We start from the raw sequence: 19725 nt of genomic DNA, 5'->3' as shown, positions 1-19725 counted from the left end.
GGGTTAGCAAAAATTAAGCCTCTTCTGTGTGGTTAGCTTCGTATGTCTGAGCAATTGAGTAACCTACCTCGTCGAGTGCGTATGTCAACTTATCAACCTTGTTTGTGTAGTAGTTGTAAGATACAACAGCACACCAAGAAGTTGCGATACCGAAAGCTGTATTGATCAAGGCCTCAGAGATACCCTGTGATAGAGCAGCAGAGTCAGCACCACCACCTGCAGACAAAGCAGAGAATGAACGGATCATACCGGTTACAGTACCAAGAAGACCAGTCAATGTACCCAATGTTACAATAGTAGCGATGATTGGGAGGTTCATTGTAAGAGTAGGCATCTCAAGCTGAGTAGCTTCCTCGTGAGCCTGCTGGATCTTAGCAACCTTCTGGCTCTTCTTAAGAGCAGCGTTAGCACCTGATTCCATATCCTTGTAAGCAGCAAGTGAAGCGTTTACAACGTTAGCTACAGAACCACCTTCTTTGTCGCAAAGCTGCTGAGCTTTAGCGATGTCACCTGCATTCATAGCAGCCTTGATGTTAGCAACAAACTTAGGAAGAGAACCCTTACCGAAAGCAGTCTTAAGAGCCAACCAACGCTCAATAGACATAGCCAATACAGTATACAACAAAGTGTGGATAACTGGAACGACTAGACCACCTTTGAAGATAGTACCCCATACGTCTGCTGGGTTAGTTTTAGCCTCACCATCCTGGAAGTGTGAAGGATCACCGAACCATGTGTAGAACAAGACGAAAGCGATTACTGCGCATACGACGATAATCCAGAATGCGCCTCTAACTCCCTGGAAGCCCTTTGGCTGTTTCTTAGGGCTTGACTTTTGATTTGTAGTTGCCATAATTTTAAAATTTAAATTTTAGTTATTAATGAATTATAGTTATTAAATTTCTTTGTAGTTAAAGTTAACATTTTGCGTTTTTACGCATAAAGTGCATACTTTTTCTCTCGGCAAAGATAACTAATTAGAAGTAAATACGTGCCTAATTAAGAAGTTTTAACGGGATAATCGCATAAAAAGTACGAATATCCCGATAAATGCTGCTCAGCAGTAATATTTTACTTCAACTTTGCTAGGTTCTCCTTGATTCTGTGCATTGCTTCGATGATGTTTTCGTCACTTGTTGCATAACTCATTCTGAAGCAGTCTGGATCACCGAAAGCATCTCCTCCTACTGTCGCAACGTGGGCTTTTTCCAAGAGATACATTGCAAAATCCGTGGAGTTGTTGATGGTTGTTGTACCGTCGCTTTTGCCAAAGAAACTTGAAATCTTAGGGAAGAGATAGAAAGCTCCTTGAGGTACATTTACTTCGAATCCCGGAATCTCTTTTGCTAGTTTGACGATCAAGTCTCTTCTGCGCTCAAATGCCTTTCTCATATCCTCTACGCAGGCCTGGTCTCCTGTATATGCAGCGATGGCCGCCATCTGGCTTACAGAACTTGTACCACTGGTATATTGTCCTTGGAGTTTATTGATTCCCTTCACGATCCATTCGGGAGCTGCCACCCAACCAAGTCTCCATCCAGTCATTGCATATGCTTTTGATACACCGTTGCAAATGATAGTTCTTTCTTTCATTCCTTGGAACTGTGCGATACTGTTATGCTTGCCGATATAGTTGATATGCTCATAGATTTCGTCAGAAAGTACGAATAAGTTTTCGTGCTTACTTATTACTTTTGCGAGTTCCTCTAGTTCCTCTTTGCTATATACGCTTCCCGTAGGATTGCTAGGAGAGCAAAGAATGAGCATTTTTGTTTTTGGTGTGATGGCTTTTTCTAATTGTTCTGCAGTAATTTTGAAATCTTGTTCAAATCCTGCGTTAATAATAATAGGTGTGCCGCCAGCAAGTTTTACCATCTGTGGATAACTTACCCAATATGGTGCAGGGATAATAACTTCATCTTCTGGATTTACCAGAGCGAGGATTGTGTTGCATACTCCCTGTTTACCTCCTGTGCCTACAATAACCTCACTTGATTTATATTCGAGTTGATTTTCCTTTTTTAATTTGGCAACAATTGCATCTTTCAATGCTGGATATCCAGGAACTGGAGAATATTTAGAATAATTGTCTTCAATAGCTTTCTTTCCAGCTTTTTTTATGTGGTCAGGTGTCATGAAATCAGGTTCTCCGACGCTCATGTTGATAACGTCGATGCCCTGTGCTTTCATTTCACTACTCTTTTGTGACATTGCCAGCGTTGCGGAAGGCGCTAGGCGATTTAAACGATTAGATAATTGTGCCATAATTATTTCAATTCTTGTAATTGATTGTTTTTGCAAAAGTAATCATTTTATTCGTTTTGAAGAAAAAAATATGGCATTATTTCACAATCTTGCTTTTATTTGTGAAATAATGCCATTGGTTTTGCCTATAAAATTGAAAATGTTAATCCAAATGTAAGGTATGTCCCATTCTGTCTCTCTTAGTTCTTAAGTATCGAACATCGAATCTGTTAGGACTTACTTCGATAGGTACATTTTCTACGATTTCCAATCCGTATGCTTCTAGTCCAACTCGTTTTGTTGGATTGTTGGTCATGAGTCTCATCTTGTGTACGCCTAAGTGACGGAGCATCTGTGCGCCACATCCGTAATCTCTTTCGTCAGGTTTGAAGCCGAGATGGATGTTTGCGTCAACAGTATCTAGTCCTTGTTCCTGAAGTTTATATGCCGCAATTTTGTTCATGAGTCCAATACCTCTTCCTTCTTGTTGCATATAGATAAGGACACCTTTTCCTTCTTTCTCGATCATCTGCATAGCTTTGTGTAATTGCTCTCCGCAATCGCAGCGTTGACTTCCTAAGATATCACCAGTAGCACAAGAAGAATGTACTCGGACGAGGATAGATTCACCTTCTTCCCATGTACCTTTGATAAGTGCCATGTGTTCCAGGCCGTTACTTGTCTGACGGAAAGGAATGAGATGGAAGTGACCGTATTCGGTAGGAAGATCAACTTCTTCGCCCACCTCAATGCTCGATTCTTTCTTGAGTCGATATGCGATAAGGTCTTTTATCGTTATGATCTTGAGTCCCCATTCTTTAGCTTTTTCCTGTAGCTCGGGCATGCGTGCCATGGTACCATCTTCGTTCATGATTTCCATCAAGGCACCAGCAGGATATAGTCCTGTGAGTTTACATAGGTCGACGGCAGCTTCCGTATGACCACTTCTGCGCAGAACACCATTATCTTGAGCGTAGAGAGGATTAATATGTCCAGGTCGGCCAAAGGTCTGTGGGGTAGAATTCGGGTCGGCGAGAGCTTTGATTGTTTCCGCTCTGTCGTGAGCAGAGACACCGGTGCTGCAACCTTCCAGTTTATCGACAGTAACAGTAAAAGGTGTACCAAGCATGGAAGTATTTTCTTCTACTTGTCGTGGTAAATCCAACTCGTCAGCACGTGATAATGTGATAGGCGCACAAAGTACACCTCGTGCGTTTTTGAGCATAAAATTAACCTTTTCTGCTGTTATCTTTTCTGCTGCTATGATGAGATCACCTTCGTTTTCTCGATCCTCATCGTCAACGACGATAACGAATTTTCCGTCCTTGAAATCCTTTAAGGCATCTTCAATCTTGCTTAATTTAAACTCTTCCATATTAATACCTATTTTAGTTACATGTCTTTTGTTCTATTGATAATATTCTCGTTTGTGTTTTTAATGACCTGTAGGTCGTGTAACAGACGTAAACGGAATGACCACATTCTTATATATAGGAATATTCCTACAGGGATGATAATAGCAGCAATAGCGTTCATCCATTTGTTTTCGAAAGGTCGAGTGTGAGCTTTCGTAGAGATGATCGGATATTTGTTGATTTCAGTCAATATGACTTTATCCTTAGTATTGCTGAGGTCTTCAATGATTTTTTCCAAGTGCTCGTTCATTTCTTCAATCTTGTGATCAGGCTTGAACTTGAAGAACACATCTATGAAGTTAGGCGCATGCTTTAGGTTATGCTCCAGATTGTAAATGCTGATAGATTTGTTGATGATTTCAAGTTCTTTAGCATCATCTTTATATTTAGGTTCTTCGATGATCACTTCTTTACTGAAGATGTGACGCTTCATGCGAAGTCCTAAGAGGTGCATAAAGAAGTTGCGATACACATCCATGTTGAAGACTACAGAATCCTTGTTGGCTTTGTAAGTTACAAAGCATGCCAATGGGATGAGGATAGCCGGAGATAATCCCTTTCCGAACCATACCGTCCACATACCTCCGCGCGCCATTCTGTATCCGGTGTTGTCTAGAATATAATAGATGATGAATACCAACACGGAAATGATAACTGGTAGACCAAGACCACCTTTTCTTATAATAGCACCAAGTGGCGCACCAATAAAGAAAAATATCAAGCATGATAAAGCCAACGTAAACTTATTGATGGCCTCGATTTCGTGTTCGCGGATAATCTTATCACCATCTTTTGTTATCATACTTTTGAAGTCAAGGTCGCTTACTGCGTTTTGAACTCTGTTCATGGCTATGGATATAGCCTGCTGTTTCTTTTGTGGAGGCAGATGCATATATGCCGAGTCAAAGTTACAATCATTCCTATCTGCCATCTTTAAATATTTCAGCGAATCCTTCTTACTGATGTCAGAATGATAGAAATAAGAAGTTTGAGCCTGTATATAGTAGCTCCTTCCGATACTATCATATATAAGGTTCAGAGAGTCCAAGTCGTTATGGATCTGCGCAAGTCCTTTTCCTCTTGCATTGTTTGAAAGGCTTGCCATATCCGTCATATTGAAATCGGCATCGAAGTCGATAACAATTTTCTTCGCTGTGAAAGTCTCTCGACGATATGGTACAGCTGCGCTGTTTCCGAATTCCGAACTTTGCATATTCTGGAACCACTCGCCGCTCCATAGTTTAAGGATCAAATGCTTTTTCTCAGCAGTTGACTGTAACATTCCGGAGTCGGCAAGGATGATAGCTTGATCCTCGTAACTGTTAGTCATACGATATATCATGATACCATACAACTTACCCGTTTTCACATCTTTCTTTTGAACATATAGATTACTGTTTGGAATGCCATCATAGAAGATACCCTCAGGAATTTCAAGTTCTGGACTTTTTTGCTTCATAGAGATTAGCATCTGGGCGAGCTTCATGTTAGCATTAGGACCGATGTTGTTCTCAAAGTAGAAAGACATACTCATGATGCAGATCGTGATAAATATCAACGACCTAAAAGCCTGCATGAGTGATATTCCGGCAGCTTTGATAGCTGTAAGTTCAGAAGATTCACCTAAATTACCGAATGTGATCAGAGACGATAGTAGAATGGCGAGTGGGAGGGCCTGAGGTACCAGCATCAAACCCATATACCAAAAGAACTGTGCCATGATTTCCATAGACAGTCCTTTACCAATAAGATCGTCGATATATCGCCAAAGGAATTGCATCATTAGCACAAACTGACATATAAAGAATGTGCCCATGAATAGTAAACCAAACTGTTTGGCAATGAAGATATCTAGCTTTTTAATACGAAGATTCATTTCTATACTTACTTAGGTAAACTAATTACCAACTTGCAAAATTAATACAAAAAAGTCAAATACTCGCCATTTTACGTTTTTTTTTGATTTTATATACCTATTATTTATAGTAGGCATTTGTTGTTGTTCGTTCAGAATATAGTATTTGTTATTTCTTCAAAACATAAAAATTGCAGAAAACGAAAAATATTTTGCTAAAAATTTGGTGTATTAAAAAAATATATCTATCTTTGCACCCGCAAACGACAAACTGATGTTTCGATTGCTACGTTGGCGGGATAGCTCAGCTGGTTAGAGCGTCGGATTCATAATCCGGAGGTCGTGGGTTCGGGTCCCACCCCCGCTACAAGTTCCCTTGTAAGTTAAAGACTTATGAGGGATTTTTTTTTATAATTAAATTATATGTACAAACCAAATTTTAATAAGCGCTTTATCTTTAAGTTCAAGCATTTCTCGAACAAAAGATATTCGCTCTTTTCTGTATTAGGAAAGGAAGTGCTTGTTGGCACATTGAGTGTGGCTACTCTTTCGCATGCAAAAGCGGAAGGTATAAGCACAGATGTCAGCAAGGTTACTACCGACTCTGCGATGCAGAAAAAGGCTTACGAACTGGATGAAGTCCAAGTGACTGCGTCTAGAGCGCCACTGACATTAAGTCAGCAAGCTAGAATGGTAACTGTACTAGGACGTGAGGATATCATCGCTGCCCCAGTACAAAGTGTAAACGATTTGCTGAAATACGCCGTAGGCGTTGATGTCCGTCAGCGAGGGCCGTTGGGAGCTCAGACGGATGTCGGTATCCGAGGTGGAAATTATGAGCAAGTCACAATCCTTCTGAACGGCATCAATATCAATGATCCGCAAACAGGACATAATGCCTTTGATTTCCCCGTTGGTTTGAGTGAAATCGAACGAATCGAAGTGCTGGAAGGCCCTGCCGGTCGCGCTTATGGTACCTCTTCGCTTCTTGGTGCCATAAATATAGTGACCAAGATACCTTCGAAAAGTAGTATGTCGGTAAATGTCAAGGGAGGAAGTTACGGATATTGGCAAGCCGGAACTAGAGCAAACTTGGCGAATGGATTGTGGAATAACTCTTTTTCTGCGAGTTATAGTAAGAGTGATGGCTATCAGAGAAGTAAGTCTGGTAAACTGAATTCCGACTATTCCGGAGGAAAATTCTTCTATCAAGGTGTCTATAATGATGGTTTATGGAAAGTAAACTGGCATTGTGGAATGAGTACGAAAGGCTTTGGAAGTAATACCTTCTATAGTGCTTATTCTGATGAACAGTATGAGAGAACCTTAAAGACTTATACAGCTGTTCAGGCCGAAAACATTGAAGGAAAATTCCATATACGACCTTCAATTTATTGGAATCGCAATTTTGATAAATGGGAACTTTTTCATCAAAACCCTTCTGCATATCCTTATAATTACCATCGTACAGATGTTTATGGCGTAAATCTGAATGGATATTTTGATTGGAAGTTAGGACGAACAGGTTTTGGTGCTGAATTGAGAAACGAAGACCTAGTTAGTGGAAACTTAGGAGAAAAACTCCAAACCCCTAAACATATTCATGGAACAGACCGAAACTATGAATATGGGCTGAACCGTACAAACGTGCAGTTTGTTATCGAGCATAACATCCTTCTAGATAAGTTTACGATGTCTTTAGGTGCTATTGCCGTAAAGAACAGCTGGTCAGAGATGCATATGCAAGTATATCCAAGTGTTGATGCCGGTTATTCGATAGATAAACATTGGAAACTATATGCATCGTACAATTCCTCGTTACGTATGCCTTCCGCTACAGAATTATACTATAATTCCAAAGGATTTAATGCAAACCATAATTTAAAGCCGGAAGAGCTCTCAGCCTTAGAACTTGGAGCAAAATATCAGTCTCGTTCTTTCTGGAGTAACGTAAGTGTGTATTATAATCGCATGAAAAATCTGATAGACTGGGTTATAGATACAAAGTCAGATTCTCCAGTTCTGACGACGACCAACTTTGGAAGAATCAATTCTGTGGGAGTGGAACTCAACTCTTATCTGGATTTTCAGGAACTGCTTCCTTCCCAGAATGTTCTCAAGAAGCTACAAGTGTCGTATGCTTATGCTAATCAAGAGCAAGCGAAATATGATGGAATTGTTAGCCAGTATGTGCTGGAATACTTACGACATAAAATCGTTGCAGATCTTCGGTTCAACGTATGGAAGAAAATGGATGTTAATGTAATATACCGTTTTCAGAAGCGAAATGGAAGATATGCCAGTGGCTATGACGTAGTCAATAAGGTCTATGTATTCTCAAAATATTCACCTTATAGTGTCGTTGATGCCAGAATCTCTTGGGCAGAGAAATTATACACATTCTATTGTGAGGCGAATAATATCCTGAGTCATAGATATGTCGATTTTGGACGCCTGAAACAACCTGGTTTGTGGGTGAATTTCGGAGTATCTCTGAATATGAATTTATAATTTAAAATACGTATATAACTACGTCGGCTAACGAAGTTAACTTCGTAGCTTGACGTAGTTAACAACATCGCTTTACATAGTTAACTTCGTAGCCTTGTGTAGTTAACAGCATCGCCTTACATAGTTAACTTCGTAATACGGGTTTCTTTTTAAGGTAAAACTTTCTAGTAGTATTCTCCAGCAGCATAAACTATCCCAAATTCCTAAATTTTGTTTATCAAAAGCCTGTTAACTTGCATATTTCGAATAATAGTGTTAAATTAGCACCTTGAAATCGAAAATCTAAAAATAACAAGATGAAACTACTAACATCACTTACATTTTTGGGGCTTAGTATGCAAGTGCTGGCAGCTCCAAGTGTTCAACCAACTTTTACCGAATGGCACGATATGCAGGTTAACGAAGTTAATCGCTATCCGATGCATACGAGTTTTTTCTCTTATGAATCGTTGGATAAAGCATTGCAAGGTAACAAAATACTTTCAGGTAATTTCTTGTCACTTGATGGTGATTGGAAATTCAATTGGGTGCCTAACGCTGATCAGCGTCCTCAGGATTTTTATAGATTGGATTTTAACGACTCCTCATGGAAAACAATGAAAGTTCCGGGCAACTGGGAGTTGAATGGTTATGGTGATCCTGAATATGTAAATGTAGGTTTTGCATGGAGAGGACATTTCCAGAATAATCCTCCGGAAGTTCCTTTGAAGGATAATCACATCGGCTCTTATCGAAGAGTCATCACAATACCGGATTCTTGGAATGGACGTGAGGTAATTGCTCATTTCGGAAGTGTTACCTCTAATATCTATCTGTGGGTAAATGGACAATATGTGGGTTATGCTGAGGATTCCAAAATTGCAGCAGAATTCAACATTACGCCTTATCTGAAAAAAGGAAAAAATCTGATCGCTTTCCAGACCTTTAGATGGTGCGATGGTAGCTATTGCGAAGACCAAGACTTCTGGCGTTTAAGTGGAACTGCACGTGAATCTTATTTATACACCAAGAATCCTTCTTCTAGTATTACAGATATCCGTATTACTCCAGACCTCTTGAATAATTATCAAGACGGTAAACTGGATATTGATGTCAAGGTAAATACGAGTTTGGTACGTAATGCCCGACTTGATATAGAGTATCGCCTATATAATAAAGGTGTATTGTTAGGTACTACCGTAAAATCGTTGACAGCTTCTCGTGGTAAGAATCGCGATATAGATTATAACCATGTGTGGACAATTCGTAATGCCAAGAAGTGGTCGGCAGAAGTTCCTAATCTTTACACCGTGGTAGTTCTTCTTAAAGAGAATGGAAAGGTTGTTGAGGCTATTCCGCAACGAGTAGGATTCAGAAAAGTAGAAATCAAGAATTCACAACTGTTGCTGAATGGCAAGCCTATTTATATAAAAGGTGCAGACAGACACGAGATGGATCCTGATGGAGGATATGTCGTTAGTCGCGAGAGAATGATTCAGGACATCCAACTGATGAAGCAATTTAATATCAATGCCGTCAGAACGAGCCACTATCCAAATGATCCGTTATGGTATGAACTCTGTGATGAGTATGGTATTTATGTGGTAGCAGAAGCAAACCAAGAAAGTCATGGCTTTGGTTATCATAAAGACGCGATCTCTGGTACCCCTTTGTTCGCAAAACAAATTTTGGAGCGTAACCAGCATAATGTCAAGGTGAATTTCAATCATCCTAGTATTATTGTTTGGAGTTTAGGAAATGAAACAAAGAACAGTAAGAACTTTGAAGATGCTTATGATTGGATAAAGGGACAGGATGCAAGTCGCCCGGTACAATACGAACAGGCAGGTGCTGCAGGAAGAAATACGGATATCTTCTGTCCGATGTATTTATCACAGGCAGGATGTGAAGGATATTCTTTGGATAATCGATTTAACAAACCTCTGATACAATGTGAATATTCTCATGCTATGGGAAATTCTTCTGGTGGATTCAAGGAATACTGGGATTTGGTTCGCAAATATCCAAAATTCCAGGGTGGATTTATCTGGGACTTCGTTGATCAGGCATTGCATGGAAAGGATGCACAGGGACGTGATATTTATAAATATGGTGGAGACTATAACAGTTATGATGCATCAGACAATAACTTCAACTGTAATGGACTTCTGAATCCTGATCGCGTGCCAAATCCTCAGACTTATGAAGTTGGGTATTTCTATCAGAATATATGGGCAACCCCTGTTGATACCAAGTCGGGGAAAATAAAAGTATTTAATGAAAACTTCTTCCGTAATCTTGAAAATGTAAAGATGGTATGGCAGTTACAGGCAGACGGAAAGGTGGTGGAAACCGGTGAAGTCGCAGAACTGAATGTCGCCCCTCAAGATTCTGCACAGTTTGTGCTTCCTCTTCATGCGGATAAATATCAAGGACATGAACTGCTCTTGAATGTAGAATTCCGTTTGAAGACAGCAGAACCTCTGATGAAAGAAGGACAAGTTGTAGCATATCGTCAGATGAAGGTGGCAGATGGTGAAAAAGTCTCTGGTGAGTTGAAGGCCGAAGGCAAGTTGAAGATTAATAAGAAGAATATGACAATCTCGAACGATGTCGTAAACGTAGCATTTGATCCAGAGACAGGTTTGATGTCAAAATACGAGGTTGCAGGAAAATCTATCTTGGGAGAAGGTGGAACCTTGAAACCAAACTTCTGGAGAGCTGTTACAGATAACGATATGGGAGCAGGTCTCCAGTATGAATATAAGGTGTGGAAAGATCTAAAGTTGAACTTGAAAGATGCCACTTTGAAGAAAGTTGACGGCGGTAAAGCAGAGGCAACCTTTGTATATGATATGCCAGAAACAAAATCCCTGTTGACAATTTCTTACTGCTTTAATGCAAAGGGTCAACTTCAGGTTACAGAGAATATGAAAGTTCTGCAGGAGAGTGATGTCAAGGAGATGTTCCGATTCGGAATGCTGCTTCAGGCCCCTTATAGCTGGGATAAGAGTGAATTCTATGGTCGAGGACCTATCGAGAACTATTCAGACAGAAATGAATCTCAGAATGTAGCAATATATAGTCAGACCGCAGATGAACAATTCTATCCTTATATCCGTCCTCAGGAGTCGGGAACAAAGACAGATATCCGTTGGTGGAATCAAGGAAATGGAAAACAGAAGTTTAGAGTAACATCGAACGAATTGTTTACAGCGAGCGCATTACATTACAATACAGAAGATCTGGATGAAGGAAAAGATAAAGGACAAAGACATAGTCCACAAGTTCCAAAATCCCAATATACCAACTTGTTTATCGACCAAGCTATGACAGGTGTCGGCGGAATCAATAGTTGGAGTAAAGAGGCAAAAGCCTTGCCTAAGTATCGTGTTCAGTTTAAAGATCGAACATTCCGCTTTGAAATTACTCCACTTTGGAATTAATCAGAATAATCTTAGATATCTCTTAAGATATCTTTATCTAACCATAAAAGCGCCTTGAAAGGCGCTTTTTTGGTTAATAATTGTAGTTTTCTATAAAAATAATAGGTGTTTTTCCTCAAAATTAGTAACTTTGCAATCTCTAAATATATAATGTACATAATATATGGCTGAAACAAAAAAAATCAAGACTGCACTTATCTCAGTCTTTCACAAGGATGGTCTAGAGGATCTTCTTAAGAAATTGAATGAGGAAGGTGTTAAGTTTTTAAGTACTGGCGGAACCCAAAAGTTTATAGAGTCTTTGGGCTATGAGTGCCAGAAGGTGGAAGACGTAACCACTTATCCGTCTATTTTGGGTGGTCGTGTAAAGACATTACATCCAAAAATTTTCGGTGGAATACTTGCTCGCCGCGATAATGAAGGTGATCAAGCCCAGATGAACGAGTATGAGATTCCTTCAATTGATCTTGTAGTTGTTGATTTGTATCCATTTGAGCAAACTGTAGCAAGTGGAGCATCAGAGCAAGATATTATAGAGAAAATCGATATAGGTGGTATTTCCTTGATCCGTGCAGGTGCGAAGAACTTCAAGGATGTTGTTATCGTACCATCAAAGGCTGAATATAGTGTTCTTCTTGATATCCTGAATGCCAATGGAGCGCAGACAGAAATCGAAGAGCGCAAGATGTTTGCAGAACGTGCATTTGGCGTAAGTAGCCATTATGATACAGCAATCCATGCTTGGTTTGCAAAATAACGTACAAAGGTTTCCTCTCATCCAAAGAGAGGAAATCATATAAATCAATTGATTTTAAAGCTTAAAAAATAATTATAATCATTAAGGATGGGACTTTTTTCATTTATTCAGGAAATTGCAATGGATCTGGGTACCGCCAACACTATTATTATCAGTGATGACAAGATTGTTGTTGACGAGCCTTCTGTTGTTGCCTTAGACCGCGGTACAAACAAGATGATAGCTGTAGGTGAGAGGGCAAAGATGATGTACGAGAAAACACATGACGATATCCGTACAGTTCGTCCTTTGCGCGATGGCGTTATCGCAGATTTTACTTCTTGTGAGCAGATGATGCGTGGACTGATTCAGATGGTTCGCAAAGGCAGTCGTCTGATAACTCCATCACCATCATTACGAATGGTCATCGGTGTTCCTTCAGGTAGTACTGAGGTAGAACTTCGTGCTGTACGTGATAGTGCGGAGCATGCTGGTGGTCGTGATGTGTATTTGATTTTTGAACCAATGGCAGCCGCTATAGGTATAGGTATCGATGTTGAGGCTCCAGAAGGTAACATGATTGTTGATATAGGTGGTGGTTCTACCGAGATTGCCGTAATCTCATTAGGTGGAATTGTAAGTAATAACTCCATCCGTATAGCAGGTGATGATTTGACAGCAGATATTCAGGAATATATGAGTCGTCAGCACAATGTTAAGGTCAGTGAGCGTATGGCAGAGCGTATTAAGATACACGTCGGTAGTGCCTTGACAGATTTAGGAGAAGAGGCTCCTGAGGATTATATCGTTCATGGTCCTAACCGTATTACAGCCTTACCAATGGAAGTACCTGTATGTTATCAGGAAATCGCTCATTGCTTGGACAAGACCGTTGCAAAGATAGAAAATGCTGTTTTGAGTGCTTTGGAGAATACTCCTCCAGAGTTGTATGCAGATATTGTTAAGAATGGTATCTATTTGTCTGGTGGTGGTGCCTTGCTCCGTGGCTTGGATAAGCGTCTTACCGATAAGATTAATATACCTTTCCATATTGCAGAAGATCCTTTGCACAGTGTAGCAAGAGGAGCCGGTATCGCATTGAAGAATGTCGATCGCTTCTCATTCCTGAAGAGATAACGATATGCGAAACCTTATAGAGTTTCTGACGAAATATAATCACTGGTTCGTTTTCGTTCTTCTAGAGGTAATTAGTCTTGTTCTGTTGTTTCAATACAACAGTTATCAGGGTAGTGTGTGGTTTTCTTCAGCCAATATGGTAGCAGGAAAAATCTATGAATGGAATTCTGCAATAGATTCGTATTTCTCGTTATCAAAGGCTAATGAACAACTTACACAGCGCAATGTGTACTTGGAACATCAAATTAAGGCATTGACAGACTCTTTGGAGAATTCTCGCAATGACAGTCTGATTATGCATAAACCACTTATAGCCTCACTTTCTGGTTATAGGTTGATTCCTGCTAAGGTCGTTGAGAATAGTCTTAATAAAAGGGACAATTTCATTACCCTCAATAAGGGATCAGAAGACGGAGTAAGAAAAGATATGGGCGTTGTCTGCGGCGTAGGTGTCGTAGGCATCGTTTATCTTGTCTCAGCTCATTATTCTGTAGTGATTCCAATATTGAATTCTCAATCCAACATAAGTGTATCGATTAAGAATCGCAATTATTTTGGCTATTTGAAATGGAATGGTGGCTCTAGTAAATTGGCAAGTGTCGTAGATGTCCCTCGTCATGCACATTTCCGTTTGTATGATAAAATCGTGACGAGTGGTTATTCCTCTGTATTTCCACCAGGAATATTAGTGGGACGTATTTTGCATGTCTTCAATTCGCAAGACGGATTATCTTATCGCTTGCAGATAGAACTGTCGACAGATTTCGGCAGTTTAAGAGATGTTTGTATCATCGATGATGCTATTATGCAAGAACGTATGGAGATCTTGCATGCTGCACAAGATTCCATAAAACCTAGAGAGGAGTATTGATATGAATATAGAAACGCTTCGAAGCTTCTTTACTTTTGTTGTTCTTTTGTTGGCACAGGTACTTGTGTTGAATCATATTCATCTGTTAAACTGTGCGACACCATTATTGTATGTCTATTTAGTGTTACATTTTCGTCGTAATTATCCTAAATGGGGCGTATTGTTATGGTCTTTCTCGTTAGGTCTTATGGTTGATATCTTCTCAAACACTCCTGGTGTCGCAGCGGCATCAATGACCATTTTAGGTGCTCTTCAACCAGTCTTGTTGAATCTCTTTATCCCGAGAGATGCCCGTGAGACGGGTGAGGATGTGGTACCATCTATGAGAACTATGGGTGGAAGTTCTTTTGTTTATTATGCATTGATTATGGTTTTTGTATATTGTCTCTTGTTTTTTACATTCGAGACATTTACATTCTTTAATTGGCTTCAATGGTTGGAGTGCGTCTTAGGAAGCTACTTGATCACTATGATCCTTTTGCTTACAATAGAGAACTTTAGAAAATAGATGAAAGAATATAGTCTTGAGAATCGGCGTTTTGTGATCGGTGGTATAGCCGCTATTGTGGTGTTGGTTTATATCATCCGCCTTTTTACGCTCCAGATTATGAGCGATGATTACAAGAAAAATGCTGATTCTAATGCTTTTCTCAAGAAAATAGAATATCCTTCTCGTGGAGTCATCTACGATAGGAAAGGTAAGTTGATGGTATATAATCAACCTGCCTATGATATCATGGTTGTGATGAACGAAGAGAAGGGACATTTGGATACGCTTGAATTCTGTAAGACTTTGGGCATAACAAAGGAATTCTTTATCAAACGAATGAATGATATCAAGGATTATTCCAAGAATCCTGGATATTCTCGTTTCACCCAACAGCTCTTCATGAGTCAGATATCCGATAAAGAGTTCAGTGTCTTCCAAGAGAAGATGTTTCGTTTTCCAGGGTTCTATATGCAGCGACGTAGTATTCGTCAATATCAATATCCTTATGCTGCTCATGTACTTGGTGACGTAGGAGAAGTTAATGATGCTGATATAGAAGATGACGATTATTACCAGCCAGGCGATTTTATCGGTAAGACGGGTGTTGAAAAGAGTTATGAAAAACAGCTTCGTGGCGTAAAGGGTGTACAGATTCTTTTACGTGACGCTCATGGTAGAATACAAGGTAATTATCAGAATGGAAGGCTTGATCAGCGTCCTATTCCAGGAAAGGATTTAACCTTGGGTATCGATTTAAACTTGCAAGCCTTGGGGGAGCGTATGCTGCAAGGTAAGATTGGTGCCATTGTCGCTATTGAACCTAGTACGGGTGAAGTCTTGGCTATGGTTTCTTCACCAACATATGATCCACGTATTATGGTGGGACGGAATAGAGGAAAAAACCATGCAAAGCTATCTTTGAATCCTTGGAAACCTCTCCTTAACCGTAGTATAATGGGACAGTATCCTCCTGGTTCTACTTTTAAGACCACTCAGGCGTTAACTTATCTTACGGAGGGGATTATTAATTTGCATACTCAATATCCATGTAATCATGGATTTTCATATAAAGGTCTTCATGTAGGTTGCCATGGGCATCCATCTCCATTGGCATTGATAGATGCCATTGCGACGTCATGTAATGGTTATTTCTGCTGGGGCTTATATCATATGATGCAAAACCGTGTAAAGTATAAGAGCGTGCAAGATGCAATGAACACTTGGCGTGATTATATGGTAAGTATGGGATTTGGGTACAAGTTAGGTATAGATTTACCTGGTGAGAAGCGAGGACTGATTCCTAATGCCCAATTCTATGATAAAGCTTATCACGGTTCTTGGAACGGATTGACGATAATCAGTATTGCAATTGGTCAGGGTGAGGTAAACCTAACTCCTTTGCAGATTGCGAATTTGGGTGCGACAATAGCTAATCGTGGCTATTATTATATACCTCATGTTGTGAAAAGAGTAAAAGGCGAGCCATTAGATACTCTGTATCGCCATCGCCATTACACAAAGGCAAGTCGACAAGCTTACAATTATGTAGTGGCAGGTATGAGGAGTTCCGTCCTAGGTGGAACATGTAAGTATTTGAGGCATTTGGATTTTCCGATTTGTGGAAAGACAGGTACAGCCCAGAATAGGGGACAAGACCACTCTGTCTTCATGGGATTTGCTCCTATGAATAATCCAAGGATAGCAATAGCAGTATATGTAGAGAATGGAGGATTCGGTGCTGATTTTGCAGTCCCTATTGCCGGTGTACTTTTTGAACAGTATATAAAAGGAAAGTTATCTCCTGCAATGGCACGAGAAGCTGATGAATTACAAAAGCGGAGAATAGGTTATGGAAAGGCAAACAGGTAGACAAACTAGCATTTTACGTGCACTTGATTGGTGGACAGTAGCCATCTATATATGTCTTCTTATATTTGGATGGTTTAGCGTTTGTGGTGCCAGCTATACTTATGGTGATACCGAAATATTTAGTTTGAGTTCCCGTTCAGGCATGCAGATTGTTTGGATAGGAACTTCGATAATGCTTGGCTTTGTCTTATTGATGCTGGATGATCGTTTCTATGATACATTTGCTTATGTTCTTTATGCGGCATTAGTGCTCTTGTTGTTTGTTACGATATTCAATCCTCATAGTATTAAAGGTTCACGTTCATGGCTCGTACTGGGGCCAGTGAGATTACAGCCGGCAGAGTTTGCTAAGTTTGCCACAGCATTAGCATTGGGAAAATTATTGAGCACCTATGGGTTTGTTATGCAGAATTGGAAGCATTTTGCAACAGCTTGCTGCGTCATCTTCCTTCCTGTTCTGATGATTATCGGTCAGAGAGAAACAGGTTCCGCACTTGTATATCTAGTATTTTTCCTTGCACTATATCGTGAAGGTATGCCAGGCTGTATTTTGTTTACGGCCTTTGCAATGGTAGTATACTTTGTCGTAGGTATAAAATATGAGAATGTACTCTTATGGGATATTCCTACATCCGTAGGTAAGTTTGTAGTATTCCTTTTAATACATATCTTCACCGTAGGCATGGTTTATGAGTATTGTCGAGATCGTGGACATGCCTTGGTGATAGGAGTAGGTTGCGTGTCAGTGACAATATTGGCATTACTTTTCTCCGAATATGTGATACGTTTTGATATCATCTGGGTACAATTGATAATTACCGTTTCTATAGTAATCTACTTGTTGTATCACGGTCTTGGCTCTAGAGTTCGAAACTACTTTTTCATAGCAGCTTTTACACTTGGTTCAATGCTCTTTTTCTGCTCGGCAGATTATGTCCTCAATAATGTCATGGAGCCCCATCAGCGAGTTCGTATTAATGTATTATTGGGATTGGATGAAGACTTGGCAGGAGCAGGATATAATGTCCATCAAAGTGAGATAGCCATAGGTTCCGGTGGCATTTTCGGAAAAGGCTTTTTGAATGGAACACAGACCAAATTGAAGTTTGTTCCAGAGCAAGACACAGATTTTATCTTTTGTACAGTTGGCGAGGAGGAAGGATTCTTTGGCTCAGCAAGTGTTCTTTTATTATTCCTTGCTTTGATATTACGATTAATATATTTAGCCGAGCGCCAACCATTTACGTTTGGGCGTGTTTATGGTTATTGTGTTTTAAGTATATTCCTATTCCATGTATTCATCAATGTCGGCATGGTATTAGGGCTAACCCCTGTTATCGGAATTCCACTGCCATTCTTTAGTTATGGTGGATCATCATTATGGGGATTTACGATACTTCTTTTTATCTTTCTTAGGATAGATGCAGGAAGAAATTTGGTAAGAGTGTAGATTATTTCCTAATACACTCTATACCGATTTCGCTTATTCCTGGGAGTATTTCCCGTTTCATATCATGTCGGATACATATATGAAGAGAGTCACCCTTTTCCAATTGAAGAATTGAGACCGGTAATTTATATTGAATAGAGGCAACCCCTTGTCCCTTATATGTTCCGTTCTTATTTATCAATTGACAGTTGACCGTATCAATTTGAGTCAAATTCTGTGGATATTTAGTTTGCTCAATGATTAAGGTTAGTCCTATGAAAGGATAAGCACCATTGATTCTAAGTCCGAGAAATTCCTGATACGATCCACTTTTTGCCATTGCAGGAACGTCAAATATCAGAGTGTCATTTTTCTCCCATCCAGAGATTGGTGTATGATTATAAGTATCATACACCTTGTTCCCTGTACAGGCTGTGACAGCCATTATTGCTAATATTCCATAGAATACTTTTTTCATCATCCTTTATTTTCTTCAGACTTGTTGTTTTTGTTTTGGCGTTGACGGTTATTAGAACGTCTGTTATCTCCGTTCTTGTTAGCCTTGCTATGTTCCGAAGTTTTGTTATTAGGAGTAGCCTGCTTGTTGTTAGGCTGCTTATTGCCGCCTGCTTGAGAATTCTTATTTCCCTTCTTCTTCTTTTTCTTTTTAGCCTTATCGAAGCGGCTGACATCAGCATCAGCGAGCAGGTCAATATGCTTTTGCGTTTGTCTTTCTTGATTATCCTCCAATAAAGAGAGAGGCTTCTCTCCATGCTTGTTCATTTCGATGATTTGTCGAGCACGTTCAGCAGTAATCGTTTCTAGATTTGACGCAAGGTTCTTATCAGTAGAATAACTGCACATGCCGGCAAGGATATCAGTTTTGAAAAGATAATAATCACTGTCTTTTGTCTGAAGAATAATTTCCTTGCTAGGAAGATTCTTACTAGCCTCCATATAGTCGTCAACCTCATAATTGAGACAGCATTTAAGTTTAGCACACATACCAGCCAGTTTCTGAGGATTCAGAGATATGTCCTGAATACGTGCAGCATTTGTGCTTACACTAGAGAAATTCTTCATCCAAGTAGCACAGCACAGTTCACGTCCGCAAGGTCCTGTTCCACCGATTCTACCAGCTTCCTGTCTTGCACCGATCTGCTTCATCTCAATTCGGATATGGAAAGTGTCAGCAAGCACTTTGATTAATTGTCTGAAGTCGACTCTTTCGTCAGCGATATAGTAGAATATAGCTTTGTTTCCATCACCTTGATATTCCACATCACCGATTTTCATTTGCAATCCTAAGTCTTTTGCAATTTGTCGACTCTGTATCATCGTTCCATGTTCACGACTCTTAGCCTCGTGATACTTATCCATATCTACAGGTTTAGCAATTCTGTAAATACGTTTGATGTCATCAGCCGATTTCAGGTTAGCCTTTTTCAGTTGCAGTTTTACGAGACGTCCTGTCAATGTGACGACACCAATGTCGTGTCCCGGGTTAGCCTCCACAGCAACGATATCCCCCTTTTTTAAATCTAGGTTGTTGACATTATGATAATACCCCTTTCGGGTATTTTTAAATTGAACTTCAACAAGATCGGTGCTTTGTGCATTTCCTGGCACATCAGCCAACCAATCGTAAGTGTTCAGTTGTCTATCTTGTCTTCCGACTGCGCAGGCACAAAGACCTCGGTCACAGTCATTGCATGATTTAAAATCTAAATTATTATAATCCAT

General features: G+C 39.9%; 14 protein-coding genes and 1 tRNA gene. 9 read left to right on the top strand and 6 right to left on the bottom strand.

Annotated elements, in window-relative coordinates; genetic code table 11:
- Positions 1-13: 13 nt before the first annotated feature.
- From K333_RS0105530 to K333_RS0105515, 4 genes are all read right to left on the bottom strand, one after another.
- The gene (locus K333_RS0105530; protein ID WP_024989695.1) at positions 14-853 is read right to left on the bottom strand and encodes a MotA/TolQ/ExbB proton channel family protein; all 840 of its coding nucleotides are present in this window, start codon (positions 851-853) and stop codon (positions 14-16) included.
- A gap of 218 nt (positions 854-1071) precedes the next feature.
- Positions 1072-2265, bottom strand: coding sequence for a pyridoxal phosphate-dependent aminotransferase (locus K333_RS0105525; protein WP_024989694.1), 1194 nt, complete (start codon positions 2263-2265; stop codon positions 1072-1074).
- 142 nt (positions 2266-2407) lie between these two features.
- A complete protein-coding gene (locus K333_RS0105520) occupies positions 2408-3619 on the bottom strand; it encodes a bifunctional 3,4-dihydroxy-2-butanone-4-phosphate synthase/GTP cyclohydrolase II (protein WP_024989693.1) in 1212 nt (403 codons plus the stop codon).
- A 17-nt stretch (positions 3620-3636) separates the two neighbouring features.
- The gene (locus tag K333_RS0105515) at positions 3637-5535 is read right to left on the bottom strand and encodes an LptF/LptG family permease (protein WP_036886127.1); all 1899 of its coding nucleotides are present in this window, start codon (positions 5533-5535) and stop codon (positions 3637-3639) included.
- A 272-nt stretch (positions 5536-5807) separates the two neighbouring features.
- Here K333_RS0105515 and K333_RS0105510 point away from each other — a divergent pair.
- The 9 genes from K333_RS0105510 to rodA all read left to right on the top strand — a co-directional run bounded on the left by K333_RS0105510 (position 5808) and on the right by rodA (position 18003).
- A tRNA-Met gene (locus K333_RS0105510) sits at positions 5808-5881 on the top strand.
- Between the two features lie 56 nt (positions 5882-5937).
- The gene (locus tag K333_RS0105505; RefSeq protein ID WP_024989692.1) at positions 5938-8025 is read left to right on the top strand and encodes a TonB-dependent receptor plug domain-containing protein; all 2088 of its coding nucleotides are present in this window, start codon (positions 5938-5940) and stop codon (positions 8023-8025) included.
- Between the two features lie 296 nt (positions 8026-8321).
- Positions 8322-11450 (top strand): glycoside hydrolase family 2 TIM barrel-domain containing protein, encoded by a 3129-nt coding sequence (locus K333_RS0105500; protein ID WP_024989691.1) that lies wholly within the window; start codon positions 8322-8324, stop codon positions 11448-11450.
- A 163-nt stretch (positions 11451-11613) separates the two neighbouring features.
- Entirely contained in the window at positions 11614-12207 is a 594-nt protein-coding gene (locus K333_RS0105495) for an IMP cyclohydrolase (RefSeq protein WP_027452431.1), read from the top strand.
- An 87-nt stretch (positions 12208-12294) separates the two neighbouring features.
- Entirely contained in the window at positions 12295-13323 is a 1029-nt protein-coding gene (locus tag K333_RS0105490; protein ID WP_024989690.1) for a rod shape-determining protein, read from the top strand.
- Between the two features lie 4 nt (positions 13324-13327).
- Positions 13328-14194 carry a rod shape-determining protein MreC gene (mreC, locus tag K333_RS0105485; protein ID WP_024989689.1) on the top strand — a complete coding sequence of 289 codons (867 nt, stop codon included), beginning with the start codon at positions 13328-13330 and terminating at the stop codon, positions 14192-14194.
- A 1-nt stretch (position 14195) separates the two neighbouring features.
- Complete coding sequence (mreD, locus tag K333_RS0105480; protein WP_024989688.1) at positions 14196-14702, top strand: rod shape-determining protein MreD; 507 nt, start codon at positions 14196-14198, stop codon at positions 14700-14702.
- Positions 14703-16553 carry a penicillin-binding protein 2 gene (gene mrdA, locus K333_RS0105475; RefSeq protein WP_027452430.1) on the top strand — a complete coding sequence of 617 codons (1851 nt, stop codon included), beginning with the start codon at positions 14703-14705 and terminating at the stop codon, positions 16551-16553.
- Entirely contained in the window at positions 16534-18003 is a 1470-nt protein-coding gene (gene rodA, locus K333_RS0105470; protein ID WP_024989687.1) for a rod shape-determining protein RodA, read from the top strand. The genes mrdA and rodA overlap by 20 nt, the downstream gene beginning before the upstream one ends.
- Position 18004: 1 nt before the next feature.
- On the opposite strand, the gene K333_RS0105465 is transcribed toward rodA, so the two are convergent.
- Together K333_RS0105465 and K333_RS12010 are read right to left on the bottom strand one after the other, a co-directional pair.
- Positions 18005-18460 carry a gliding motility lipoprotein GldH gene (locus K333_RS0105465; RefSeq protein ID WP_024989686.1) on the bottom strand — a complete coding sequence of 152 codons (456 nt, stop codon included), beginning with the start codon at positions 18458-18460 and terminating at the stop codon, positions 18005-18007.
- Complete coding sequence (locus K333_RS12010) at positions 18460-19725, bottom strand: PSP1 domain-containing protein (protein WP_024989685.1); 1266 nt, start codon at positions 19723-19725, stop codon at positions 18460-18462. The genes K333_RS0105465 and K333_RS12010 overlap by 1 nt, the downstream gene beginning before the upstream one ends.

The sequence above is a fragment of the Segatella albensis DSM 11370 = JCM 12258 genome, from assembly GCF_000426565.1.
GTDB lineage: Bacteria > Bacteroidota > Bacteroidia > Bacteroidales > Bacteroidaceae > Prevotella > Prevotella albensis.
This window is presented reverse-complemented; position numbering and strand designations above follow the sequence as displayed.